25 protein-coding genes and 1 other RNA gene are annotated in these 25711 nt (G+C 43.2%); 8 read left to right on the top strand and 18 right to left on the bottom strand.

What is annotated here, in order from left to right; translation table 11 throughout:
- The first annotated feature begins 137 nt into the window (after positions 1-137).
- Positions 138-2339 (top strand): DNA helicase RecQ, encoded by a 2202-nt coding sequence (recQ, locus tag GVT53_RS11180; protein WP_166248705.1) that lies wholly within the window; start codon positions 138-140, stop codon positions 2337-2339.
- Here recQ and GVT53_RS11175 read toward each other — a convergent pair.
- The 3 genes from GVT53_RS11175 to GVT53_RS11165 are packed head-to-tail and all read right to left on the bottom strand — an operon-like array spanning position 2336 to position 3304.
- The gene (locus GVT53_RS11175) at positions 2336-2647 is read right to left on the bottom strand and encodes a CCC motif membrane protein (protein WP_166248704.1); all 312 of its coding nucleotides are present in this window, start codon (positions 2645-2647) and stop codon (positions 2336-2338) included. The two genes, recQ and GVT53_RS11175, sit on opposite strands and share 4 nt — an antisense overlap.
- Before the next feature lie 9 nt (positions 2648-2656).
- Positions 2657-2980, bottom strand: a complete 324-nt coding sequence (locus GVT53_RS11170; RefSeq protein WP_166248703.1) for a CCC motif membrane protein — start codon at positions 2978-2980, stop codon at positions 2657-2659.
- A gap of 12 nt (positions 2981-2992) precedes the next feature.
- Entirely contained in the window at positions 2993-3304 is a 312-nt protein-coding gene (locus GVT53_RS11165) for a DUF2752 domain-containing protein (protein WP_240904987.1), read from the bottom strand.
- A gap of 79 nt (positions 3305-3383) precedes the next feature.
- Here GVT53_RS11165 and GVT53_RS11160 point away from each other — a divergent pair, with 79 nt between their 5' ends.
- On the top strand, positions 3384-3926 hold the full coding sequence (locus tag GVT53_RS11160) for a Smr/MutS family protein (protein ID WP_166248702.1): 543 nt from the start codon (positions 3384-3386) through the stop codon (positions 3924-3926).
- Here GVT53_RS11160 and GVT53_RS11155 read toward each other — a convergent pair.
- Positions 3923-4444, bottom strand: coding sequence for a hypothetical protein (locus GVT53_RS11155; RefSeq protein ID WP_166248701.1), 522 nt, complete (start codon positions 4442-4444; stop codon positions 3923-3925). The two genes, GVT53_RS11160 and GVT53_RS11155, sit on opposite strands and share 4 nt — an antisense overlap.
- Before the next feature lie 109 nt (positions 4445-4553).
- On the opposite strand from GVT53_RS11155, the gene GVT53_RS11150 reads away from it, so the two are divergent.
- Complete coding sequence (locus GVT53_RS11150) at positions 4554-5702, top strand: cysteine desulfurase family protein (RefSeq protein ID WP_166248700.1); 1149 nt, start codon at positions 4554-4556, stop codon at positions 5700-5702.
- On the opposite strand, the gene GVT53_RS11145 is transcribed toward GVT53_RS11150, so the two are convergent.
- Complete coding sequence (locus GVT53_RS11145; RefSeq protein WP_166248699.1) at positions 5703-6353, bottom strand: hypothetical protein; 651 nt, start codon at positions 6351-6353, stop codon at positions 5703-5705.
- A 121-nt stretch (positions 6354-6474) separates the two neighbouring features.
- A complete protein-coding gene (locus GVT53_RS11140) occupies positions 6475-8166 on the bottom strand; it encodes a M23 family metallopeptidase (protein ID WP_166250472.1) in 1692 nt (563 codons plus the stop codon).
- A gap of 167 nt (positions 8167-8333) precedes the next feature.
- Here GVT53_RS11140 and GVT53_RS11135 point away from each other — a divergent pair, with 167 nt between their 5' ends.
- From GVT53_RS11135 to GVT53_RS11115, 5 genes are all read left to right on the top strand, one after another.
- Positions 8334-8624: a hypothetical protein gene (locus GVT53_RS11135; protein WP_166248698.1), complete on the top strand. Its 291-nt coding sequence runs from the start codon at positions 8334-8336 to the stop codon at positions 8622-8624.
- Positions 8625-8642: 18 nt separating this feature from the next.
- The gene (locus tag GVT53_RS11130) at positions 8643-8936 is read left to right on the top strand and encodes a cell division protein ZapA (protein ID WP_108246612.1); all 294 of its coding nucleotides are present in this window, start codon (positions 8643-8645) and stop codon (positions 8934-8936) included.
- Positions 8937-8991: 55 nt separating this feature from the next.
- Positions 8992-9101, top strand: a non-coding RNA gene (gene ssrS, locus GVT53_RS11125) — 6S RNA.
- A gap of 53 nt (positions 9102-9154) precedes the next feature.
- Positions 9155-10726, top strand: a complete 1572-nt coding sequence (rny, locus tag GVT53_RS11120) for a ribonuclease Y (RefSeq protein ID WP_166248697.1) — start codon at positions 9155-9157, stop codon at positions 10724-10726.
- Positions 10727-10801: 75 nt separating this feature from the next.
- Positions 10802-11227, top strand: coding sequence for a CBS domain-containing protein (locus GVT53_RS11115; RefSeq protein WP_166250471.1), 426 nt, complete (start codon positions 10802-10804; stop codon positions 11225-11227).
- Between the two features lie 70 nt (positions 11228-11297).
- Here the strand turns inward: GVT53_RS11115 and GVT53_RS11110 are convergent, their stop codons facing one another.
- The 12 genes from GVT53_RS11110 to GVT53_RS11055 form a co-directional block, all read right to left on the bottom strand.
- A complete protein-coding gene (locus GVT53_RS11110; RefSeq protein WP_166248696.1) occupies positions 11298-13355 on the bottom strand; it encodes a DUF349 domain-containing protein in 2058 nt (685 codons plus the stop codon).
- A gap of 143 nt (positions 13356-13498) precedes the next feature.
- Positions 13499-14230 carry a shikimate dehydrogenase family protein gene (locus tag GVT53_RS11105; RefSeq protein WP_166248695.1) on the bottom strand — a complete coding sequence of 244 codons (732 nt, stop codon included), beginning with the start codon at positions 14228-14230 and terminating at the stop codon, positions 13499-13501.
- Positions 14205-15242, bottom strand: coding sequence for a DUF368 domain-containing protein (locus GVT53_RS11100; protein ID WP_166248694.1), 1038 nt, complete (start codon positions 15240-15242; stop codon positions 14205-14207). Before GVT53_RS11100 ends, GVT53_RS11105 begins: the two co-directional genes overlap by 26 nt.
- A gap of 19 nt (positions 15243-15261) precedes the next feature.
- Entirely contained in the window at positions 15262-16179 is a 918-nt protein-coding gene (locus tag GVT53_RS11095) for a polyprenyl-phosphate transporter (RefSeq protein ID WP_166248693.1), read from the bottom strand.
- A gap of 22 nt (positions 16180-16201) precedes the next feature.
- Complete coding sequence (locus GVT53_RS11090; protein ID WP_166248692.1) at positions 16202-17602, bottom strand: tetratricopeptide repeat protein; 1401 nt, start codon at positions 17600-17602, stop codon at positions 16202-16204.
- Positions 17603-17688: 86 nt separating this feature from the next.
- The gene (locus GVT53_RS11085; RefSeq protein WP_166248691.1) at positions 17689-18885 is read right to left on the bottom strand and encodes an aspartate aminotransferase family protein; all 1197 of its coding nucleotides are present in this window, start codon (positions 18883-18885) and stop codon (positions 17689-17691) included.
- Positions 18885-20588, bottom strand: a complete 1704-nt coding sequence (locus tag GVT53_RS11080) for an OstA-like protein (protein WP_166248690.1) — start codon at positions 20586-20588, stop codon at positions 18885-18887. Before GVT53_RS11080 ends, GVT53_RS11085 begins: the two co-directional genes overlap by 1 nt.
- 95 nt (positions 20589-20683) lie before the next feature.
- Positions 20684-21124, bottom strand: coding sequence for a DinB family protein (locus GVT53_RS11075; RefSeq protein ID WP_166248689.1), 441 nt, complete (start codon positions 21122-21124; stop codon positions 20684-20686).
- A 5-nt stretch (positions 21125-21129) separates the two neighbouring features.
- Positions 21130-21609, bottom strand: coding sequence for a Dps family protein (locus GVT53_RS11070; protein ID WP_166248688.1), 480 nt, complete (start codon positions 21607-21609; stop codon positions 21130-21132).
- A gap of 109 nt (positions 21610-21718) precedes the next feature.
- Positions 21719-22987, bottom strand: coding sequence for an adenylosuccinate synthase (locus GVT53_RS11065; RefSeq protein ID WP_166248687.1), 1269 nt, complete (start codon positions 22985-22987; stop codon positions 21719-21721).
- Positions 22988-22999: 12 nt separating this feature from the next.
- On the bottom strand, positions 23000-23455 hold the full coding sequence (locus GVT53_RS11060) for a Fur family transcriptional regulator (RefSeq protein WP_166248686.1): 456 nt from the start codon (positions 23453-23455) through the stop codon (positions 23000-23002).
- A gap of 41 nt (positions 23456-23496) precedes the next feature.
- Positions 23497-25701 carry a RelA/SpoT family protein gene (locus GVT53_RS11055; RefSeq protein WP_166248685.1) on the bottom strand — a complete coding sequence of 735 codons (2205 nt, stop codon included), beginning with the start codon at positions 25699-25701 and terminating at the stop codon, positions 23497-23499.
- Positions 25702-25711: the final 10 nt, after the last annotated feature.

Genomic DNA, 25711 nt, shown 5'->3' with positions numbered 1-25711 from the left:
TAAGATTACAAAACTAATCAAACTATCTTTTACAGACTATTATGGAAGTGAGAATAGATTCATCTGTAATCGAACGGTTAAAATTAAAAGCTTCAACTGCCTTTTAGGTTGCTTGTAACAAATTGAAAAATGCTGAAATGAGCCTAATGAATACTGATTTACATTCCTCGCTCAAAAAATATTTTGGTTTCTCGAAGTTCAAAGGATTACAGGAAGGTGTAATCCAGAATATCCTTAGTGATAACGATACATTTGTAATTATGCCCACTGGCGGCGGTAAATCCCTGTGCTATCAATTACCGGCCATAATGAAAGAGGGAACCGCAATAGTTGTTTCCCCACTGATTGCCCTGATGAAAAACCAAGTGGATGCCATTCGCGGCATATCCGAGCAACACGGCATTGCCCATGTGCTTAACTCTTCCTTGACCAAAACCGAGGTAAAGCAGGTAAAGGCGGATATTACCAATGGCGTGACCAAACTGCTTTATGTGGCGCCGGAATCATTGACGAAGGAAGAGAACGTGGAATTTCTGAAAAATGTAAAGCTTTCCTTTGTTGCTGTGGACGAAGCCCACTGTATTTCGGAATGGGGGCACGATTTTAGGCCCGAATACCGAAACCTTCGCGGTATCATCAACCGATTGGGGGACAACATCCCCATTATTGGCCTTACTGCAACCGCTACGCCCAAAGTACAGGAAGATATCATCAAAAATTTGGGCATGACGGATGCCAAGGTCTTCAAGGCATCTTTCAACCGTCCCAACCTGTTTTACGAAGTGCGACCCAAGACCAAGGATGTCGATGCCGATATTATCCGTTTTGTGAAACAGAATCAAGGAAAATCAGGAATCATATATTGCTTGAGCCGCAAAAGAGTAGAGGAATTGGCCCAAGTGCTCCAAGTAAACGGGGTAAGCGCTGTTCCGTATCATGCCGGTTTCGATGCCAAGACCCGTTCCAAGTATCAGGATATGTTCTTGATGGAAGAGGTGGATGTAGTCGTGGCCACCATTGCCTTTGGTATGGGGATAGACAAACCAGATGTACGTTTCGTCATCCATCACGATATTCCAAAAAGCATTGAAAGTTATTACCAAGAGACCGGGCGTGCAGGGCGAGATGGAGGCGAAGGACATTGTTTGGCCTATTACGCCTATAAAGATGTCGAGAAGCTGGAAAAATTCATGTCAGGAAAGCCAGTGGCGGAGCAGGAGATTGGAAATGCCCTGCTGCAAGAGATTGTGGCCTACGCCGAAACATCCATATCCCGTAGAAAATTTATTCTGCACTACTTCGGTGAGGATTTTGATGAGGAAAATGGAGAAGGGGCGGATATGGACGATAATTCCAGAAACCCCAAGCCCAAAGAAGAAGCACAGGAAGATGTGGTAAAGCTTTTGACGGTGGTGCGGGACACCAAAGAAAAATTCAAGACCAAAGAAATCGTAAGGGTGTTGGTGGGAAAGACCAATGCCATGATATCTTCCCACAAGACCGACGAGAAAAGTTTCTTTGGAATAGGTAAGGATAAGGACAAGGAATTTTGGATGGCATTGACCAGACAGGTTTTGGTGGCCGGACTGCTGAAAAAGGAAATTGAACGATATGGTATCTTAAACCTGACAGAAGCAGGTAAGGAATATCTCGAGAATCCAGAGTCGTTTATGATGACAAAGGACCATGTGTATTCCAAAGATGACACAGGAAATATTGTAACCGCCGAAAAATCGAATGGGGCAGTTGCCGATGAGAATTTATTGAAATTGCTCCGTGACCTTCGTAAGAGAGAGGCACAAAAGCATGAAGTGCCGCCATTTGTGGTTTTCCAGGACCCTTCGCTGGAGGATATGTCCTTAAAATATCCAGTGACCATGAACGAGCTTCTCAATATTCAGGGTGTTGGGGAAGGAAAGGCAAAAAAGTACGGAAAGGCTTTCGTAGAGCTGATCTCCAAATATGTGGAGGAAAACGATATTATAAGACCGGATGATCTTGTAGTGAAAAGTACCGGTGCCAATTCCGCCTTAAAGCTCTACGTGATCCAAAGTGTGGATAGAAAGTTGCCTTTGGACGACATTGCATCTGCCAAAGGATTGGAATTGCCGGAACTGATCAAAGAAATGGAGCAGATTGTTTTCAGCGGAACCAAATTGAACATTGGTTATTGGATAGATGAAATATTGGATGAGGACCAACAGGAAGAGATCCATGATTACTTTTTGGAGGCCGATACGGATTCCATATCCGCTGCCGTTGATGAATTTGATGGCGATTACGAAGATGAAGAACTCCGATTGTACCGCCTTAAATTTATAAGTGAAGTGGCGAATTAAAATTCGCCACTCAACTCACCAGTAGTAATTGCCGCAACGATCAATCCAAAATAAAGGATTGTGAACACCAAATAAACAAGCGCCAAGGCCAATCCTATATATGAAAGGATCTTGCCTGTTTTTACATTGCTGTAATCCGTATAATTCTCTGGGCTTTGTTCGTACAACTGGGTCGCGGTCTTAGCTTTTACCAATCCAATGATGCTAAAAATGGCACCAAAAGGCCCACAACAGAACAAGGTGAGGACAATGGAGAGTATCCCCATTGTCAACACCGTGCTTGCCCCGGGTAAGGGTTGTTGGTTCATAAAACTATCTTATTGATATTGTTCTGTCATTTCCTGGACTTTTTCCATGTAGCCTTCCCAGCCTCCCAATTGGTTGATTGACCAAAAAGTGTACAACAGATAAAGAACACCGATCACCATCCCTATTATTGCAAGAATCTTTACGGTTTTTAGCGTGCTGTAATTCTTGTATAGCTCTGGATTTTCAGTATAGGTCTTTTCATCCTTTTTTACCAAAAAGAAAGCTATTCCTGCCAAGATAAGTCCTGGGGCCCCTCCAAAGCAACAGCATAAAAAGGATAAAATGGCCAAAACTAGGGCGATGGTTACATTAGGTAGATTTTTTTGTTCCATGGTTTTTAATGTTTAGTGGATAAATTTGAATATATAATTTATTAAAATTAAAGCAACGGTTGCTATGCCAAGACCAGAGATCAAAAAATTGTTGACCTTTACATTCAGTACTTTGTCGCAAATTACCAATGCAAACAGGGGGATAATGGTATAGATTGCCGGGTACATTTGAAAAGCGGCCAAAAATTCACCGTGCAGCAAAAGATTCACCGAACGTTGCAGTCCGCAACCCGGACAGTCCACCCCAAGGAGCTGTTTGTTTAGGCACGGAAGCATGTAGTCCTCTACATGAATGGCGGTTATGGTCGGTGTTAGGTACATCATTATCTGTAGAGCCCGAAAATACTATTATTTTTGTATTCAAGTTTAATTTTCAGGTCATTTTTATAGTTGGAAAGTAAGTATGGGCAAGTTTTCGATAGGGGATAGGGCAGAGGTATTGGACGAGGCCATTTCGGGCATCATTCAAAAAATTGACGGTGATCAGGTAACGTTGATTACCGACGATGGCTTTCCCATGCATTTTGCTGCCGGTGACCTTGTTAAAATTGGTGGCGATATTTCCGTTTCCAACCACGAAGTGGCCAAAATCAAAAAAGAAAAAGAGATTCCCAGAAGAAGAAATGCGCCTACCATAAAGCCCAAAGAGCGCACTGCACCTAAAATGGAGGTGGACCTGCATATCCATCAACTCGTTAAATCCAGCAAGGGCATGAGCAACTACGATATGCTCAACATCCAATTGGACACCGCCAAAAGGCAGTTGGATTTTGCCATTGGCAAACGAATCCAAAAAGTAGTTTTTATCCACGGGGTTGGCGAGGGTGTGCTAAAAGAGGAGCTGCACTACCTCTTCAATAGGTACGACAATGTGAAGTTTTACGATGCCGATTATCAAAAATACGGGTTGGGAGCTACAGAGGTCTATATTTATCAAAATGCCTAATCGGGCACTACGGTGTTCACCTCTCCAAACTCATTAATGGCCAAGTTGGTGATGCGTTCCCCGTTCCCCGTCACAAAGGATATGCCGCTAAGGCTAATATTGTGAACATATCGAGTGGTGTCGTTCTCGGCAAGCATCGTCTCAATGATCACCATGCCATCTTCCGCAACTACCTCATCTAAAACTGTGGGATTTACCACGGGGATGTCGTCGCAAAAGTATTCTTTGTTCACACCATCGGAGAAAACCCTGTAAGTGACCTGGGATTGACTCGGAACGGTACTTTCGGTAATTACAGTGTCTCCGGCGACGCCATTGTTCAAGGCTCCGTTCTGAAGTTCCAGAATTAGGGCCTCGTTTTCGTTTATTTTGAAAAATAAGTTTTTGGCGTTGCCAACAGGGTTGGAGCAGAACTGTACGGATACACTGTCAAAATCGATGGTCTCGATTTGAAGATCGCCATCGCTACAGGAAAGTATCGCTATAGAACCGATAATTGAAAAGATAAATTTTCTCATGCACCAAATTTAAAGCAATTCCATTTTAATTCACCAATCCTTAGGAGCACTTTAAAAGAAATTAACTTTATTTCCTGTACTTTTGCACCTGTTAAAAGTGAACCCGAACATGCAAAAAGTCTATCTGGACAACGCTGCGACAACGCAGGTAAGGAAAGAGGTAATTGAACGGATGCAAGAAGCTCTTGCGCAACAATATGGCAACCCATCGTCTACCCATAGTTTTGGTAGATCGGCAAAAACCGCTGTGGAGCAAGCAAGAAAAACCATTGCCAAAACCTTGAATGCGCAACCATCGGAAATCATTTTTACCTCGGGCGGTACCGAGGCGGATAACATGATCTTGCGATGTGCCGTAAGGGATTTGGGTGTTGAGACCATTATCACTTCCAAAATTGAACATCATGCAGTGCTCCATACGGTGGAGGAACTGGAAAAAGAATATGGCATCAATGTTTGGTATGTGGATTTGGATGAATTTGGCAGCCCGGATATGGAACATTTGGAAGAATTGCTCAAAACCGATGACACCAAAAAGTTGGTCAGCTTGATGCATGTGAACAACGAAATCGGTAATATCACCGACATCGCAGCTGTGGGTGATCTTTGCAAGGCGAACAAGGCACTTTTTCATTCAGATACCGTACAATCCATTGGACATTATCCTTGGGATGTGCAGGCGGTCCATGTTGATTTTATGACAGCGGCCGCCCATAAGTTCCATGGTCCAAAAGGTGTTGGTTTTGCTTTTATCCGTAAAAATTCGGGATTAAAACCGTTGATCGTGGGCGGTTCCCAAGAACGTGGATTCAGGGCCGGAACAGAGCCGTTCCATAACATAGTTGGTCTGGAAGAAGCGTTCGTGCAGGCGTATGAGCATTTGGATGAAGAAATCGGAGCCGTAAAAGAGCTTAAGAAATATTTTGTGGATAGGATTTTGGAAGAGATCCCTGGTGCGGTTTGCAATGGCCTTTCCGGTGATATGGAAAAAAGTACTTATACCTTGGCCAATATTCGTTTGCCTTTTGATAAGCAAAAAGGGTTGATGCTGTTGTTTCACTTGGATATGAAAGGTATTGCCTGTTCCAAAGGAAGTGCGTGCCAATCGGGAAGCAATCAAGGTTCGCACGTACTCAATGAAATTTTGGAAGGGGAGGAGTTGGACAAGCCCAGTTTGCGCTTTTCTTTCTCTATGTACAACACCAAAGAAGAACTGGATTACACTGTTGAGGTGTTAAAGGAGTTTGCGAATAGCTGATCAGTCTTTTCGGTCCCTCTTTTTTTCCTTGTCGTACGGGAACTTTCTGGAGGCGGTCTTCATCATTTTATCGATGAGCTCGTTGGTGTTTTTTCCGGTTTTCTTGGAAATTTCGTTCTCGTATTTCCAAAGTAGTTTTCCCGTGTCGCCATCGCTTATTTTAACGCCGATACGACCATAGTTGGCGTTCCCGCTGAAGTAATCCAAAATACTAAAATCCGTCGGCACCCCTTCGGAAAGTAAAATATTGAGGTTTAGATTGCCGCTTATTATTCCGTCCACATCCAATATTTTGCACAATTCCTGAGTGGTATACGTATCAATATTGTTGTAATTGATGTTGTTTTGTGCCAGAATGGCGTTGGTGTTCATGATATTTTGGAAATCCACATTGAACTTCTTACGTTTTTTTCGTCTGGAAAAATAAGTTTCCAAAGCATTCTGCACAGCGTAGCCTTCTTTTTCGGCCAACATGTTCAGCTCATCCATATCCACGGCTTTTTTAAGTTCCAAATGGGCGATAAACGGAACAATGGCCAAAATTTCGTGGTCTTCGGTGTATTCATCAAACCGTATGCTCTCATAAATGTTCTTTTGCGCCATTGCTAACACACTGGTGAAAAGAACAAAAACAAAGACAATTTTTTTCATTCATCAAATTTTAATTCAACAATCTGGATCTTTGGATGAGGTCGCTTTTTTGATGGGTCGATAAGTGCCGTAAAAAACGGAATTTTAATTGTTTGGCCGCTTTTCGTGTGCAAAAGTAACGCTATTTCCTGAAAAAAGTGCTCGTATAAGTAGTTGAATTGCCCACATTGTCCGTAACGGTAACCATAAGTTCACATTCCGTTTCGTTCACAATATTGTCATCAAAATTATAGGTGATCGTGTTTGTTTTGGGTTCGTACTCCATCAAAATCCATTTTCCGTTGAGTGTCGCGGAATAGGAATCGATGCCGCTAAGGTCGTCCGTAATGGTGAGGCTCAGATAGCTGTAATTGCTCAGCCATTGCTTTTCCTTAAAGTTTTTGGGACTTATTTGGGGAGCCACGCTATCCTTTACCAGTGTGTACGTGCCCAAAGTTCGTGTGCGGGTGGTGAAGGACCCATCACGTTTGTAGGTCTTGGAATACGAAGGTCTCATTCTGCTATCCAGATGGGCGATGAACATCTGGTCCCTATCTTCCATGGGATATTTTGAGGGGTCAAAACTAATGGTGAAGTTTCGGTGAGCGGCCACGCTGTTGTCGTGTATGGTCACGGTATCGTTTCCTTTTTCCAAATTGATGTAGAAATCTTCATAAAAAGTACTGGCAGGAAAATAGACTTTGGCGGCACCCAGATCAAAGTTGTTCGGTTTGTCCGCAATCAAATAATTGTCGGTGGTTTTGTCCTTTTTTGTGATTTTTTCCACCTCTTTTTTGCCTTCGACGGGTACAATGAGCTTTGTGGTGTTCCCGGCCAGATCGGAAATCAGCAGTTCCACGTTGTAGGACATGCCTTCTTCTATATTGATTTTGCCATCGTTGTAAAGCGATTTGTAAATACTCAGGTGGTTGTACGGTTCCTTAAAGCACTTTTGTATACGCTCCCGGTGGTCATAGTAATGGGCGTAATCTATCAAGGTGTTGATGTAGCGTGTTTCCGCAAAAGAGAAGGTCTCGAAATCAAACTCCGAATAAACTCTGCCGTTTACGGTCTGTTTTATGGCGTAGACCCCATTTTGGTTGGCGGCCATGTCCAAGCGGTCAAAAGTATTTACCCCAAAACCAATAGTCCCACTGGCGGTCACCTTGTCCGCCAAAAAGGAGCCATCGGCCTGTCGAGTATAGTTCAATTGGATTTTTTCGGCGCTTTGATTGATCAATGCACCGTCGGAAATGGGATAGCCGTACAACCCCAGCAAAGTAGGGTCTGTTGCATCCCTTACCTCATAACCGTAGAGCAACGGATTGGTGGGTTTTCCGTTAACGCTGTTTCGTATCTCAAAATGAACGTGGGGTCCACCAGAGCTGCCCGTATTGCCAGAGTAAGCGATTATACTTCCTTTGCTAACCTTGAGCTCGCCATAATCCGGGAACATTTCCACCTCATAGGACTGCTTTTCATATTGGAACTTTTTTACGTATTCCTCTATTTCCGGCCCAAATTTTTTAAGGTGCGCGAAAACCGAGGTATATCCGTTTGGGTGAGCCACATAAAGCGCTTTTCCATATCCCCAATGCGAAACTTTGATCCTTGTCACCGTGCCATCGGCTATGGAATATACCGGTAGACCTTCACGTTGCTGGGTCTTGATGTCCATTCCCGCATGAAAATGGTTTGATCTAAGCTCACCAAATGTTCCTGCCAAAACGATGGGGATATCCATTGGGGAGCCGAAAACATCTTGCGGGTATTCCTTTTGAGCGGATAAGTGCAGGACGATAAAAAAAAGAATGGAAAAAAATTTGAGGCGCATAAAAAAACAATAATTCCCTACGAAAATAACCAATGTTTTCATTTGGTGAAATGTTTTGGGAAAACGACTTTTTACTTCAAGCAAAGCTTTAAGAATAAATCTTAAAAGTATTGCGAGGTTGTGCCAGTATCGTTAACTTTGTTTTATACGTATTGTTGTTTGCATATATGAGCGAACTTGTTGAGATTGTTGATTCTTTGGAGAACAAGGTGAGCAAATTGCTTCACAAAATGGAGCTGTTGCACCAACTCAATGCCAAGTTGAGACAGGATTTGGAACTTCAAAAAGAAGAAAACGAGCTACAACGCAAGAACCTCAGCGAATGGGAGGAGAAATACGACTCCCTAAAAATGGCGAACACAATGCTGGGTAGTAGTACTAGTAAAACTGAAGCTAAGCTCAAGATAAATACATTGATTCGCGAACTTGATGTTTGCATAGCCAAGTTGGCGGATTAACGGACGGTTACCGAGATTATGGACGAGAAGCTCAAAATAAAGCTTTCCATTGCTGATAGGGTATATCCTTTAACGATTGACCCCAAGCAAGAGGAAGGGTTGCGCAAAGCGGCCAAGAACATAGAAAATCTGGCAAAAAAGTTTGAGCAAAACTATGCCGTTCGGGACAAGCAGGATGTTTTGGCCATGTGTGCCTTGCAATTTGCATCCAAAATTGAGCAAAGCGGAATAGACCGTTCCGAGAATGCAGAGGCAGCCATGCAGCGCCTCAGGGCATTGGACGAACTGGTACATTCCAAATTGGGGGAATAAGTTCTTTTAAATAAAATATTGTTACTGCCCACATTGGTAATTTATTTTTTGACAAACTCAACACTAATATAATTAGAAAGGGTGAGTTTAGGCTGTAAAAGCAGGCCCTACTCGTATAGGGATCCTTGATCAGTCTGTTAGCCCTAAACCTGTATTTTGGAGTTTGTACAAAACTTCTTCCGATGTGGGCTTTTTTTTTTAACTAAACACGATCAAACATGGATAATATCATAGTAATTGTTGTCGCAGCTGTTGTGGGGTTGGCAATAGGATTTGCAATAGCCAAAATGATGGAGAAGGGCAAGGCGTCGAAAACCATTGCCAATGCCAAGAGGGAAGCCGCCAACATTGTGAAGGAGGCAAATAAAGAAGGGGAGAGCATTAAAAAAGATAAGATTTTCCAGGCGAAGGAAAAATTCTTGGAGTTGAAGGCCGAGCATGAAAAAGTTATTATCAACAAGGATAAAAAAATCGCCGAGGCAGAAAAACGTACCAGGGACAAGGAGTCCCAAGTAAGTAGCGAACTGGCCAAGAACAAAAAACTCAACGATCAATATCAACAAAAGATAAAAGAGATCGAGTACAAAAGTGATATACTCGATAAAAAACAAGCGGAGGTCGAAAAGCTCCACAAAAGCCAAGTCCAACAGTTGGAAGTGATTTCCGGGCTGTCCGCAGAGGATGCCAAGGCACAATTGCTGGAATCTTTGAAAGAAACCGCTAAAAGTGACGCAATGGCGTACTTGCAAAATACCTTGGAAGAAGCAAAGCTTACCGCACAGCAGGAGGCCCGAAAAATTGTGGTCAATACCATTCAACGTATCGGTACCGAAGAAGCAGTGGAAAACTGTGTTTCCGTGTTCAACTTGGAGTCCGATGACGTAAAAGGGCGAATCATTGGCCGCGAAGGTCGAAATATTCGAGCCATTGAGGCCGCTACCGGAGTGGAAATCATTGTGGATGACACACCGGAAGCCATTATTCTTTCCTGTTTTGATTCCGTACGAAGAGAGGTGGCCCGTTTATCATTGCACCGATTGGTGACCGATGGACGTATTCACCCTGCCCGTATCGAGGAGGTAGTGAAGAAGACCGAAAAGCAAATCAACGAAGAGATAGCAGAGATAGGAAAACGAACCGTAATCGATTTGGGAATCCATGGATTGCACCCTGAATTGATCAAAGCGGTGGGCCGAATGAAATATCGTTCCTCTTACGGACAAAACCTGTTGCAGCACTCTAGGGAAGTCGCCAAACTATGTGGGGTAATGGCCGCTGAACTGGGGCTTAACCCCAAATTGGCGAAACGGGCCGGATTGCTTCACGATATAGGAAAAGTGCCCATGGCCGAAGTGGAAGTGGAAACCCCGCACGCTATTTTGGGTATGCAGTGGGCGCAAAAATTCGGTGAAAAGGACGAAGTCTGTAATGCGATAGGTGCCCACCACGATGAAATAGAGATGACCACCCTGTTGTCCCCGATTGTTCAGGTGTGTGATGCCATCAGTGGTGCGCGACCCGGAGCCAGAAGACAGGTGTTGGACTCCTACATTCAGCGTTTGAAGGATTTGGAGGATATTGCCTTTGGTTTCAACGGAGTTCAGAAAGCTTATGCCATTCAGGCCGGTAGGGAGCTACGGGTAATCGTGGAAAGCGAAAAAGTAAACGATGACAAGGCTGCCGAACTATCCTTTGAGATTTCTCAAAAAATCCAAACGGACATGACCTACCCGGGACAGGTTAAGGTAACCGTAATCCGAGAAACTAGATCGGTAAACGTAGCAAAGTAGTCTGCTGACAATTATCATACTTTTCCAGATGGGATAGGACTAACTTCATTCAAGGAATTGATAAATACTTGAATGATGAAAAATAGTGTACCTGTTTCAAAAATAATGACCAAAAAATTGGTGACACTTACCGCCAATGATGATTTGGTGACCGCAGAGCAGCTTTTTAAAAAGCACCACATTCGGCATATCCCCGTTGTCGAGGGCAATACCATCAAAGGAATGTTGAGCTATACCGACTTGCTTCGCATTAGTTTTGCCGATGCGGTCGATGAACATGAGGAATATGTGGATACCATTGTGTACAACATGTTCACTATTCCCCAAGTAATGGTAAGTGATGTGGTTAGCGTTACATCTGCAACCTCCATACGCGATGTGGCACGTTTTCTTTCCAAAAAGGAATTTCATGCGCTGCCCGTTGTGGACAATGGTGAACTTGTGGGCATTGTGACCACCACGGATTTGATTAACTATCTGTTGGAGTATATTGAAGGGTAATTATCCAAGAATAAGAAAGGACCGCTGATAAGACGGTCCTTTTATTGTTTTTTGGAGTTACAAAAAGTGGCTATTCTTCTTCGCTGCTCTCGGTTTCCTCTTCTTCGGATTCCTTATTGAGCTTGTGTTCCAGAATATTGAGGTTTTTCATCTTTTCCTTCCAAGTCTGAAGTGCTTCTTTCTGCTTGTTCAGGTTGTTTATGACCTCCTTTACCAATGGATTGTCCTCGGAGTCGTTGGAGAAGAACTGGAGGTTGTTCTCCAATTGACGGATTTCAGATTTTACCTCATCAATTTTACGCTTAACAAACACGCGCTCGTTGCCAATGGCATAGTTGTCCTCTGTTTTGGCCAGCTCTTGGACCTTGTTTCCGTATTTGAGCAGTTCGGATTGTTGTTTGCCAACTCCCAATTTCTTGAGCAGGGCATCCACAATTTTGTTGAACTTACTATTGATGTGCTTCTTGTTGTAGGGAATACGGCCATACTGCTTCCATTCCGATAGAAAGGCTTTGATGTCCTCGATATCCTTTTTCTTGTCGCCACTAAGTTGGAATTCTTTTAAACGGTCAAGACATTCACTTTTCTTTTTAAAGTTCTCGAACTCTTCTTGGTGGGCCTCGTTCTTTTCGGAATGAAGGCGGTCAAAATAATGGTTGCAAGCATCCTTGAACTCTTTCCAGATTTTGTCCGAGTACTTTCTGGGAACATGGCCGATTTTTTTCCAGTCCCTCTGTATTCGCTTCATTTGAGGCGTAACCTCGGCCCAATCATCACTATCTTTTAAGGAGATGGCCAGTTCTAGAAGCTCTTTTTTCTTTTCCAGATTTTCTTGTTGCTCCTTTTTTTGATTCTTGTAAAAAGCATTTTTCGTCCTGTTGAACTTGCGAACACTTTGTTTAAACTGGTCCCAGGTTTCTTCGTTCACCTTTTGGGGAACCTTCCCCGCCTTAAAAAAGGAGTCCCTTAAGGCTTCCACTTCTTTTATTTGTTGCTGAATACCGCGATGGTTGTTCGCAACATTTTCGGAAATTGAGGTGATGGAGGCAATGATCTCCTGTTTTTTCTCATAATTTTTCTCGTAGACCTTTTCCAGTTCCTGGAAATGTTCTTGTCTACGCAGGTGCATCGCTTTGGTGGCGTTGCTGAATTTTTCCCAAATTTCCTCCCGATGTTCCTTGGCTACAGGCCCTATGTCCTCTTTCCATATCTTGTGAAGGGTCTGCAACTCACGGAACGCTTTGTTCAGATCAGGTTCGTCGGCCAATGCTTCGGCACGCTCCACCAACTTTTGTTTTTCCTCCAGATTGTGTTTAAAGTCCAGGTCGCGCAACTCACGGTTTAGGTGCAGAAAATCATAAAAGATTTCCATATGATGGTGGTAGGTCCGCCAAACATCGTTGTAATTGGTACGGGGGACAGGACCGGCGTTTCTCCACCGATGCTGTAAATCTTTAAAGTTATTATAGGTAGTGTTAATGTCTTCTTCAATGTCAATGAGGCCTTTTAGCTCTTCAATGATCTCCAATCTGTTTTTAAGGTTGGTCTTCAAGGACTGGTCCAATTGTTTGTAGTATTGGTCCCTTTTTTCCCGGAAATCTGAATAAACCTCGTTGAACTGCCTTTTGGCCACAGAGTTGTAGCGGAAATCTATCTCGTTTCCACCCTTGGATACAAACTCCTCCTTTTTTTCATCTAAAAAATCCTGAAACTTTTGGTCAAACTCATATTTAATGGCGCTCACGTGCTTATTGATGGCCTGTACCTTTTCATTTTTGACCAATCGCTGCAATTCCCCTACGAGGTTTTCCATGGACATGGAGTGGTAGTCCAACATGGGAATGGTATGCCGTTTCTCGTTCTCGGTATCTTCGGCATCCTCTGCATTGGACTCGTCAATTTCATCCAAATGATCATTGGAATCATCGTTTTTGGCACTCGTTTCCTCATCCTTGGTTTCCGAAACAGTTTCCTTTTCAGGTTGTTTTTCTTCCTCCTTCTCGGGTACAGTTTGCTCGGACACTTCTGGATTTGCCTGTTCGGTACCTTCCAAAGGTGTTTTTGTGCGCTCTGTTATTTCCTCTTTCCCACCTTCAGCTTGCTGAAGTTTACGATCGTTTTCCTGCATTGGTTGCTTGTTTACCTAATTGATTGATGAAAGTTATAGCCAATTTAACAACTTAATTGTCTAATAGCAAAAGTATTGATTCTTCTTTTGCCTAATATGATGGTTGTGTGGGTAAGGCAAATCCCTATGCCAATAGCTCGTTTTTAGACATTGTTCCAAATTTCCCAAGCTTTTTCAGCCTGTTCTTGCAACATTTTTAATCCATTGCAAATAGCGGCTCCGTTGGATTCGCCCATGGCCAGAAAACTGGTTTTTTCAGGATTGTAGATTAAATCGTAAAGCAGGTGCTGCGTTCCGATGTGCTGGTAGGGAATTTCAGGTTTGTCCTCAATGTTGGGATAGGTTCCTAGGGGTGTACAATTAATGATCAACGTATTTTCTTGGACAATGTCTTTGTTCAGTTCATTATAGGTATACTGCCCATTTTTTTTGCTACGGGAGACGTAGGTGTTGGCAATGCCAAGTTCGTTGAGCACATATTTAACCGCTTTGGAGGCGCCTCCCGTTCCCAAAATCAATGCGCTTTTGTGATGCGGCTTTAAGTAGGGTTCCAATGATTTTTGAAAACCGTGGGCATCCGTATTGAATCCCTTTAGCTTATTTCCTGAAAATTGAACGGTGTTAACGGCCCCGATTTTCTCTGCTTTTGGGTCTAGCTCATCCAAAAAAGGAATAATTTCCTGCTTGTACGGAATGGTGACATTGAGCCCTCTTATATTTTCCTGTTTGAGCACATCTTTGACCTCTTCTATTTTTTGAAGGTCAAAATTCTCATAGCTGTGGTCCATCAATCCCAAATCTTTGAATTTTTGGGTAAAATAACCTTGCGAAAAGGAGTAGGAGATGTTTTTACCGAGAAGGCCGTATCTGTTCATGTTTTTTTCTGTTGTTGCCATACCAATCCAAGACCAATAATACCAAAATCCCCAGTAAAATAAAAAGGATGGCCCACCAGCTTTCGGCTTTTGCCATATCTGGAATGTATCGGGTATAATTGACGATAACCTTGTTTCCGTTGGAGTCCAATAAGGGGTGTCCCGCAGGGTCTAATTTAAAAATTGTTTTTTTCCATGGCCACAACACGCCCAAAGACCCTGTGATAAACCCAAGCAGAACTACGGTGGTTGTTGATTTGTAATGCTTTAATAAATAGCTCAATAGATGCGAAAATGTTACTAATCCGGCAATTGACCCTAAGGTGAAAACTGCCAGTATTTTTAGGGTCTGCATCCGTTCGGCATTGTTCAAAAAACTGAAGTCCCCAGAAAATATCTCGGAAAATGTATCATAAAGTGCATTGACAGAATCCACTAGAAGCAACACGTAATTCCCCATCAAAATCAAAATAAAGGAACCTGAAAGTCCGGGAAGGGTCATTCCGGATACACTGACAATACCGCAGAAAAAAATAAAGAGTAGGTTATCATTTTCTTTTGCGGGATTTAAAAAGCTGATGGAGATACCAATGGCCAGCCCGATGAGTCCGGCGGGGATGGTGCGTTTGTTCCACGGCGAAAAGTCTTTTCCGATATGATAGATGGAGCCGATGACCATTCCAAAAAAGGTGGCCCAAACAAGAAGTTCGTTATGCTTTAAAAAGTAATCCAGAATGCGAGAGACGCTAAAGTAGCTGACCAACATTCCAAAAATCAGCAGTCCCAAAAACTTTGCGTTGATATACCTGAAAAAACTGCTAAACCTTCCGTTGAAGAACAGTTTAAGTGCTTTTGAGTTCAGTTTTTGCAAGGAATAGATAAATTCTTCATAAAAACCGGCAACAAAGGCAACTATCCCCCCGGAAACACCTGGGACCTTGTTGGCAGCTCCCATGCAGAGGCCCTTGATGACCAAGAAGAAGTTGTCCAGAAATGTTCTAGGTTGCTGCATGTGCCTAAATAGGTTTTCCTTATTTTTTGGAAGCTAATCTTTCCAGGATAAAAATAAGTGAAAAACCTAGGATGGCTAATACAATGGCCAGCATTAATTTACTATCTCCCTCAAAAGCACCGGGGAGTACGTTCATATCGTCCACAACAATAATCTTTTCACCAAAGGTCTTGGTCTCCAGAACTTTTTTCCAAGGCCAAATTTTATTCAACGAACCCAGAATAAAACCGGTTAAAAGTGCCAACGTTATGTTTTTATAGTGGTTGAACATCCATTTAAGGAGTCGGGCAAAGCTCAGCAGGCCAAAAATGGCGCCAAGGCCCACAGTCAAGATAATTTTGATGTCCCTTTCGTGTACGGCGTCCAAAATGGTTTTGTAGGAACCCAAGAGCACCAAGATAAAGGCTCCCGAAATACCGGGAAGGATCATGGCGCAAATGGCCAAGGCACCAGAGAGGAACAGATAGGGTAGGTTGTCGGTGTTATCGCTTGCGGGCAATTCCGTAATGAAGAATGCAAGGGCAGCGCCGATAATCAAAATAACAATGGAACCGATGTTCCACTTGGTAATTTCCTTGCCCACCAAAAATATGGAAGCGACGACCAATCCAAAGAAAAAGGACCAGAGCAAAATAGGTTCATTTTCCAAAAGCCAGCTCAGGAACTTTGCCAAGGAGAGCACGCTGATGAAAATGCCAAGAAACAGCGCCACCAAAAAATTGCCGTTCACCTTGTTCCAAACAGCTTTTATACCATCTTTTTTAAAGGTGGCGATCAAAGAGAGGTTGATATTGTTGATGGAAGTGATGAGCTCCTCATAAATACCCGATATAAAGGCTATGGTTCCTCCAGAGACCCCTGGCACCACATCGGCAGCGCCCATGGCCATTCCTTTAAGGGTAATAAAAACGTAGTCCAGTATACGGCGTGCTTGCATGGATTTGTATAAAATGTACTGGCTACTTGGCTGTTTTCCTAATTTTTGAAACCAACGCTTTCACCCAATCTACTTCAGTGAATTCCGGGAATTCTTTTTCAAACTGCCGCAATTTACCAATATCCAATTTCATGGCCTTGGATAAAATCTGTTTTGATTCCACCAGGTCATCGTTTTTAAAATGGATGCCCGCCAATTTATAGGTCAGCTCTGAATTATCGGGATAAAATTCCAATCCCTGGATCAATACTTGTATGGCGGAATTGTAATCACCTATTTTATTGAGGACTTCGGCCCAGTTTTTCCATGTGGTCAGCTCGTAGTTGCCGAGCTCCACGGCTTGTTTATATGCGAAATCCGCTTCGTCCCAATTTTTTAGGGCAGCGTAAATTTTTCCTGCTTTTTTCCAATATTTTGGATTTTCACCGTCAATATTGATGGCTTTGTTGATGTAATACAGGGCTTTTTCATAATTTTTTTGTCCAAAATGAAAATCTGTAATGGCCAACCAACCCTTGTCCAGCAAAGGGTCCTCATGAACGGTGTGATAGTAATAGTATTTTGCCAGATCGTAGTTCCCCAGTTTTTCATGACATTTGCCCAGTCGCAAAAATGCGTAGGAGGTAGGGTCTTCGATGGATATGGTGGATTCATAATTTTCGATGGCCTCATTGTACCTGCCCAATTTTTCCAAAACCTTGCCTTTTTCAAAATAGGCCCCGATAAAGGAATCGTCCGAAATCACGGCGAAATCAAAAGCGGTCAACGCCTCGATGTATAATTTTTTTGCAAGGTACATTTTACCTAGTTGATGCCAAGCGACCTCACAATAGGGGTTTCTGTCCAGATAATCGTTAAGGTAATAGATGCTGCCATCAAAATCTTCCAAAAACTCAAAGCAGTACACCACGTTGTAAAGGGATGAATAATCTTCGTCATCAATCTCAACACAGCGCATAAAGCTGAGCTTTGCTTGCTCATAATTATCCATGAACAGGTATTCCATGCCTAAAAGCGAGTGGATATCGAACGAGTGGTCCGTGATATCCAAAGCTTCCAACAATAGGTTTACGGCTTCTTGGTGCTTGTCCTGTTTGGAACGGATATTGGCCCGTTGGATAAAGACTTCCTCGTTGGCCGCGTTAATGTTCTGAATCTCGTCCAGAAGTGTTTCGGCAGCTTCAAATTTGTCCTCGAAAGCCAAGACCTCCACTTGTAAAAGCTTCAATTCCATAGAATTTGGATGTTGCTCCAAACCAATTTGGATGGCTTTTTTGCCCAAGGAGATTTTACCGTTGTTCAGGTAGTGGTGAATGATTTCCTCAAAGTCCTCCGCATCAAAGAAATAGACGTCATCCGTCTTGAGCATGGACTCAAATTTACTAATGGATTTGTCAGGATATTCGTTAGATTCTAACGCCATAGGAACGTTTTTGGTTGAACTATGGACTTAAAATTAACCCTTTGAGCTACTCTTAAAGTCCATTTTTTGGGTATGTTATCAACAAATTAGTTAACAGTATCGAATTTGTAGCTATTTAAAATGCTGAGAATTTGGTCGCATCCCTGCTCAATTTCTTTCATGGAAATGGTTAGGGGAGGGGAGATTCTTACAGCTCTGGACTCAAATAAAAGCCAGAAAAGTATCAGCCCCTTTTTTGCTGCTTCCAAAACCAAATAATCGGCTACTTCCTTGCTTTCCATAATGGGGGCAAGCATTAAACCCTTGCCTCGTATTTCTTTTATCAATGGATGTTGCAATAATTTTCGGAACATTTTTTCTTTTTCCAAGGTTTGTGGAATCAGGTCTGTTTCAGTGATTTCCTTTAGGGTTGCCAAACTTGCGGCTGCAATTACAGGGTTTCCTCCGAAAGTGGTGATATGGCCAAATTTTGGGTTTTCCATTAGGTCTGTCATCAATTCATGCGAGGCTACAAAAGCACCTACGGGCAGTCCTGATGCCATTCCTTTTCCAATGACCAAGATGTCTGGCGGGCAATCAAAGTGTTCAAAAGCGAACAATTTGCCGGTACGGCCGAAGCCGGGCTGTATTTCGTCCAGAATCAACAATGCCCCTACTTCGTCGCAGCGTTTTCGTACTTTTTCCAGATATCCGTTTTCGGGCAAAATAAAGCCTGCACCACCTTGGATGGTTTCCAAGACCACGGCAGCAGTTTTTTCGGAGATGTTCTTGATTTCTTCTTCAGCATTGAACTGAATGAAACGAATATCGGGAATCAAAGGTCGAAAAGCACTTTTGCGTTCTTCCAGTCCCATAAGGCTCAAACTGCCCATAGTGTTGCCGTGATAGGCGTTTTTGGCGGCGATTACCTGTGAACGTCCGGTATGCCTTCGGGCCAATTTAATGGCTCCTTCCATGGCCTCGGTTCCTGAATTGACCAAATACGTGGTGTTCAGATTTTTTGGCAGGTGGGCGGCCAGCAATTTGGAGAACTCCACGGCAGGTCGTTGCACGTATTCGCCGTAGACCATTACGTGCATGTATTGGTCTACCTGTGCTTTGATGGCCTCCACTACCTTGGGGTGGCCATGTCCCAAACTGCACGCGGAAACACCGGCCACAAAGTCCAAATGGGCGTTCCCATCCACGTCGTAGATGTAGCTCCCCTTGGCATGTGAAACCTCCAAGGCCAATGGATGTGGGGAGGTTTGGGCTTGGTATGTAAAAAAATCGTTTTTGGACATTATGGGGTCTGTGCTTTCTTTTTAAGAACAGGTTTTTTGGGTTTTACCGCCTTGGTGTTCGGAGCGTTTATGGGGTCGTTCTGGTTGTTCTGCCGCTCGTTTTCCTCTGCATCAATATCAATGGGGTTGTCTAAGCCCCTAATTTTTACCAGTTCGATATTATTGTCGTCTTCATCGAATATTTCTTCTTTGGACCTGATCCGTTCGTCGCCGCGCCAAACAAATCCTTTCAGTTTTCTGCTCTCTACGGGCAGATCGGTCTCGGGAAAAATATCACCATCTGGATTCACAAAAAAGGTGATGTCCTCAATATCGTTGTTTGCCATGAGCAACCGTATCTTGCTACAAATGGTCTTATCGATTCCGACCAGTTCTTCGTCATCGTTGTACACGTAGTAGATTACCTCGGTGTTTTGGACCAAATCAATGATCTTCAATTCATTTTCTATAAACTTGCCAAAGAGATTTTTACCCTTGGCCTGGTTATACCCAGTGTTGCTGATGGTGTCCAGAGAAATAATGAATGCATTTTCTATGACCTTAAGGGAATCCAGTTTATCGGTTTCCATATCGGATATCAAATGGATACTGTCCCCCGTTATTTGGTTGTCCACGTTCCATAAAATCGGATCGGTGATCAACTGGGTAATCCCTGTTCTTTCTTCAAAATGGATGGAATCGCATTTGCCGCTCAAATCTGTTTTATAAAACTTGGCGTTTCTGAAGGCCCTAAGAATTCGTTCCTCTTCTTTACCGGTAACCATTAAGGTGTCGCCGTGCATGTAGAGGGAATCTTTTTCCACCAAGCTGATGGAAACCGCTCTTTTGGTCGCAAAAACCGAATCTTTGGCTTTGTGTACTTCGGCGTAGTGCGCCCTGATCACTCCATTGTTGATGGTGTCCGTAATCTGGATATTGTTCGTGGCCGAGGCAAATTCAGTAGCCTTATCAAAATAGAGGCTGTCGCCCTCGATTATTTTATTGTCGTAATCGATGCGGGTGTTTTTAATACCATATCCCTGCTCAATTTTGGTATCGTAAAAACCACGTTCGCAGTAAATTTTGTACTCTTCCCCAGTAATGGTGGACGGACCGTACATGTAAGCGTTTTTGGAGGTGGTGTAATAATCCAGTTGCTCCGAATCGATAATATAATCAGGGTTGTCTATATGTACATTACGTTGGAACTGGTACTTTTTGGGCGTCATAAAATAGGTGCCCACTTTGCTGGTAAGCACATTGGCCGAGTCTACCACTTTACCGCCGGAACGGTAATAGGCTTCTTGTTTTTCCCTATCAAAATAGAGGGTATCGGTGGTCAACCGCATTTGCCCGTTCGTGAGATCTACATTTTCCCACGCCTTTGCCAGTTTGGTGTTTCCATCGTAATCCATTTTTCCGCTGTTCATCTCAATGGAATCCCCTTGTTGCAAACGGATGTTGCCAATGGCCTTTAAGCGATTCTCCTCGGCATAAAAAATAGCAATATCACACCAAAGGTCTGCTCCTTGGTGTTCAAACTGTACCTGTCGCTCATCGTCCTTGCTAAAAATGGATGCGCCAGGAAACTGGGCCTCATCCTTGGTGAAGTTGGCCCCGTAAACAATGTTGATCTGTCTGCCGCCTTCCGGTTGTTGGTTCTGTGCAAAAGCGCTGAAAGCGAAAAGTGATAGAATGAGAAATGAAATGCTTTTCAAGTCCATAAAATTTTGCCCAAAAGTAGGGTTTTTAACGGAAGTGACATGCATCGTTTAGAAAGCTTTGGGATTTCTCTGCCAAACGTTTACGGCGCTGTATTCTATTTTCCTCGTTTGAGAGTTAAGGTGATTTGTCCGCAATGGTAAGTTGTGTGATATAAAATATGCCCTAATAACCTGACCCTGGAAATGGGACCAAAAAAAGGCGTGTCCAAGGTTTCCATCCATTCTTTTTCGGATAGATTTTCCACAAGGTCGTACAGAACAAGGTAGCCATCTTGTACAAGTTGTTGACTTTCTTCCTTGTCGTAGACTTTCCCCGAGTCTATTTGGCCCATGGTTGTGTTTTCAACATCTGTGGGAATCCCAAAAAATTGTGAGAGCAGATGTATTATTTCTCCAATATGACGATAAATGAACCCAACGGATGCGGTATCATCATTTAATTTTAGCGCGCTGTTTTCTTGAGTGATCTCATCGAACGTAAAATCACAGGTTTTTTTGTTCTGCGCGATTAAATCCTTAAGAATGTCTTTGGTCATATAAGTTATTGATTGAGGTACGCCGAGTACATCCAAATCAGTTTTTCCTGCTCGCGGATGTAGTCGCTCATCAACGCATTGGTGCCTTCATCATTGGACTCACCGGACATTTCCAGCAACTCTCTTTCCAAAGGAAGGATTACTTCATAACCCTTTAAAATTTCTTGAATGGCCGTGTTGCCACTGGATACATTTTTTGCTGCTTTGATCTTGGCTATTTCCAGATAATCGGTATAGGTATGCAGTGGAGTAAAGCCCAAGGTCAAGATCCTTTCCGCGATTTCATCAATTTTCAACAATGAATCGTTGTAGAGTTCTTCAAACTTTATGTGAAGTTCAAAAAACTTTTCACCCTTGATGTTCCAATGGAACCCACGGGCATTCATATAGAAAATCTGATAGTTGGCCAAAAGTTCGTTCAGTTTGTCGGATAGGTTGTTCGATGCTTGTTTGTCAAGACCTATTTTATTGAGATTGCTTGCCATATTTCTTTATTTTGTTTACTGTAAATATAAGAAATAAGCAGCCTGCCTAAAGTGACATAGGTCACATAATGTTAAGCTTCCCAAGCCAATGAACCAACTGAACTTTTTATTATCTGTGAATGGTCTGGAGCCTGTCCGGGCCCACGGATACAATCTTAATGGGCACGTTCAATTGTTCTTCCAAAAAGGCGATATAATCATTCAAATTAGCGGGTAAGTCCTCCGCTTTGGAAAGTTTGGTCAAATCTTGCGACCATCCCTTCATTTCCTTGTAGATAGGGGTGACATATTCCTCTTCTATACTGTATGGCAGGTGTTGAATCTCCTCTCCTTTGTATTTATAGGCCGTACAGACCTTAATGGTTTCAAAACCACTGAGCACATCGGCTTTCATCATCATCAACTCGGTAACCCCATTGATTTGAACTGCATATTTTAATGCTACCAAATCCAGCCAGCCACAACGTCGCGGTCTTCCCGTGGTCGCGCCAAACTCGTTTCCTACTTTGGCCATCATGGCACCGTCTTCATCAAAAAGTTCGGTAGGGAACGGTCCGCTTCCCACTCGGGTGGTGTAGGCTTTAAAAATTCCCAAGACATTTTTAATGTTGTTCGGGGCAACACCTAATCCAGTACAGGCACCTGCTGCTGTTGTATTGGAAGAAGTTACAAAGGGATAGGTCCCAAAATCAATGTCCAACAAAGACCCTTGGGCACCTTCCGCCAATATTTTTTTTCCTTCTGCCTGGGCTTTGAAAATGTACTCCTCACTATCAATGAAGGTCAATTTTTTAAGGGTTTCCACACCTTCGCAGAACTCGGCTTCCAATTCGTCCAGATTGTACTGGATATCCACATCGTAAAAATCGATCATAGCCTCATGCTTGTCAGCCAAAGCCCTGTATTTTGTCTTCCAATCATCAAACTCCAAATCTCCCACGCGCATACCGTTCCGCCCGGTTTTGTCCATGTAGGTAGGGCCAATGCCTTTTAAGGTCGAGCCGATTTTGGCCTTTCCTTTGGAAGCTTCGGAAGCTGCATCCAATAGTCGATGGGTTGGTAGAATTAAGTGCGCCTTACGGGAAATGTAAAGTTTGGATTCTATATCAATGTTGAATTTCTCCAGATTATCCAGCTCCTTTTTAAAGATTACCGGGTCTATTACAACACCATTGCCCACCACGTTGATGGCGTTTTTATGAAAAATCCCTGAGGGAATGGTGTGCAAAACGTGTTTTATGCCATCAAACTCCAAGGTGTGCCCGGCATTCGGACCTCCTTGAAATCTGGCGATAATATCGTATTCCTTGGTCAGTACATCAACAATTTTTCCTTTTCCTTCGTCTCCCCATTGGAGTCCAAGCAATAAATCTACCATGTAATATGTGGGTTATTCAGTTAGGTTTTTTTCTTTGTTACGGGTTCCGTAGAAGTACAATGAGTGGTTACTGATCTTAATGTCAAAGACCTCCTCAATGGTTTTTTTGATGGATTGAATGCGCGGGTCGCAAAATTCCACGACTTCACCGGTATCGGTAAGTATAACGTGGTCGTGCTGACGGTCAAAATAGGACTTTTCGTATTGTGCCTGATTTTTTCCAAATTGGTGCTTTCGTACCAGTTTGCACTCCAATAAAAGTTCTATGGTATTGTAAAGTGTGGCACGACTTACCCTGTAATTCTTGGTCTTCATTTTAATGTAAAGGGATTCTACATCAAAATGGTCGTCACTTTCATAAATTTCCTGTAAAATGGCGTAGCGTTCAGGGGTTTTGCGGTGTCCCTTTTCCTCAAGAAAGGCCGTGAACACGTTTTTTACAATTTCCTGATTTTTATTATTTCCCATGGCTTTCTACCTATGCTAATGCACAAAGGTACAGTTAAAAATTAAATTCTGGTCACTTTATCTATACCTTCGACCTGCTTTAAATTGTTCATCAACCGCTGGAGGATATTATTGTTTTTTACCACAAGCGTAATTTTTCCCTTAAAGGTTCCGCCATCTGCACTAAAATTGAGGTTCCTCATATTTACATGCATATTCTCCGAAATAATCTTGGTGATATCCTTGACCAGCCCCATGTTGTCGATTCCCGTGATTTGGATGTCGACAGAAAATTCTTCTTGGGAGGAATCTATCCATTTGGCGCTAATGATGCGGTACGCGTAGTTGGACTGCAACGAAATGGCGTTGGGGCAGTTCTTTTTATGGACTTTAATCCCGTCGTTCACACTTACAAATCCAAATACATCGTCCCCGGGTATGGGGTTGCAACATTGGGACAATTTATAGTTGAGCCTTTCTTCCTCTTTGCCAAAAACGAGCAAGTCGTACTTGGTGGTAATCTCGTTTTTGTCGACATCTTTTGGAGCAGGACTTTTACGGATCCTGTTCTTAAAGAAATTGATAAATGCATTGTGGTAAGAAGAAGAGAAATCTTTCAGCTTCTCGTTGTCAATAACTCCTATGCCGACCCTATAGAAAAGGTCTAAACTGGTTTTTAGTTTGAAAAAGGTCACCAATTTGTTCACGGTGTCCTCGTTCAGGTTGATTTTCTGTGCCTTGAGTTTGCGGCGCAAAATTTCCTTTCCTTCTTCGGCGACTTCTTTTTTCTCCTCGCTTAGCGATGATTTGATTTTGGAACGTGCCCTTGCCGTTTCGGCATAATCCAACCATGTTTGGGTAGGTTTGGCACTTTCGGAGGTGATGATCTCCACTTGGTCGCCACTTCGGAGCTTCGTTCCCAGTGGCACCAATTTTCCATTGACCTTGGCACCACGGGTCTTCATCCCGATTTCCGTATGAATGTTGAAAGCGAAATCCAAAGCGGTCGCCCCTTTGGGCATGGATTTTAGATCTCCTTTGGGAGTGAAGACAAATATTTCCTTGGCGTAGAGGTTGAGCTTGAACTCTTCCACAAAGTCCACGGCATTCCCGTTGGCACTTTCAAGTGCTTCCTGAAGCTTGTTGAGCCACTCTTCGATACCTTGTTCCTTTTGGGCGCCGTGCTTGTATTTAAAGTGGGCCGCATAGCCTTTTTCGGCAATCTCGTGCATGCGTTCGCTTCTGATCTGCACTTCTACCCATTTGCCCTTGGGACCCATAACGGTAATGTGCAGCGCTTCGTAACCCGTGGATTTGGGCGATGTGATCCAGTCGCGCAAACGGATAGGGTTGGGAGTGAAGTGATCGGTAACTATAGAGTAAATTTTCCAGGCAAGGAACTTTTCGTTTTTCTTGTCGGATTTATAGATGATGCGGATTGCGAATTTGTCATATACTTCATCAAAGGTGACGTTCTGTGTCTTCATCTTTTTACGGATGGAGAAAATGGACTTCATCCTGCCCTTGATAAAATAGTTGAGCCCCTCTTTATCCAAAGATGTCCTGATCACATTGGAAAAATCCTCGATATAGGCTAAGCTCTCCTCTTCGGTGTCCTCTATTTTGGCATAAATGTCGTTGTAGACTTCGGGCTCTGTATATTTTAGTGAGAGGTCCTCCAAATGTGTTTTGATGTTGTACAGCCCAATTCTATGTGCCAAAGGGGCATAGATGTAGAGCGTTTCCGACGCAATCTTCACTTGTTTGTGCTCCGGCATGGAATCCATGGTGAGCATATTGTGATAACGGTCGGCAATCTTGATGATGATTACCCGAACGTCATCATGCAGGGTCAGCAACATTTTACGGAAGTTTTCCGCTTGCTGACTTATATCCTTGTCCTTTTTAAGGTGGGCGATCTTTGTCAGTCCGTCCACTATTCGTGCAACCGTCTCCCCGAACATTCGCTCTATGTCGGCCAAAGTATACGCGGTATCCTCAACTACATCGTGCAGCAGGGCAGATGCAATGGAAACGGCATCCAGGCCTATTTCCGAGGCCACGATTTTGGCAACGGCAATGGGGTGGAAGATGTAGGCTTCTCCGGATTTTCTTCGCTGGTCCTTGTGGGCGTCAACGGCCACGTCAAAGGCGGAACGAATCAATTTCTTGTCCTCGTCCGTCAATGTTTGGTAGCTTATGCGAAGTAATTCCTTGTACTGCTTCGCAATCTCCTTGTTCTCTTTTTCAATAGCAGCCTCTGTCATAGTATATTAA

The organism is Flagellimonas oceani (assembly GCF_011068285.1).
Lineage (GTDB): Bacteria > Bacteroidota > Bacteroidia > Flavobacteriales > Flavobacteriaceae > Flagellimonas > Flagellimonas oceani.
The sequence above is the reverse complement of the archived record's forward strand: the minus strand, read 5'-3'. Positions and strand labels throughout refer to the sequence as shown.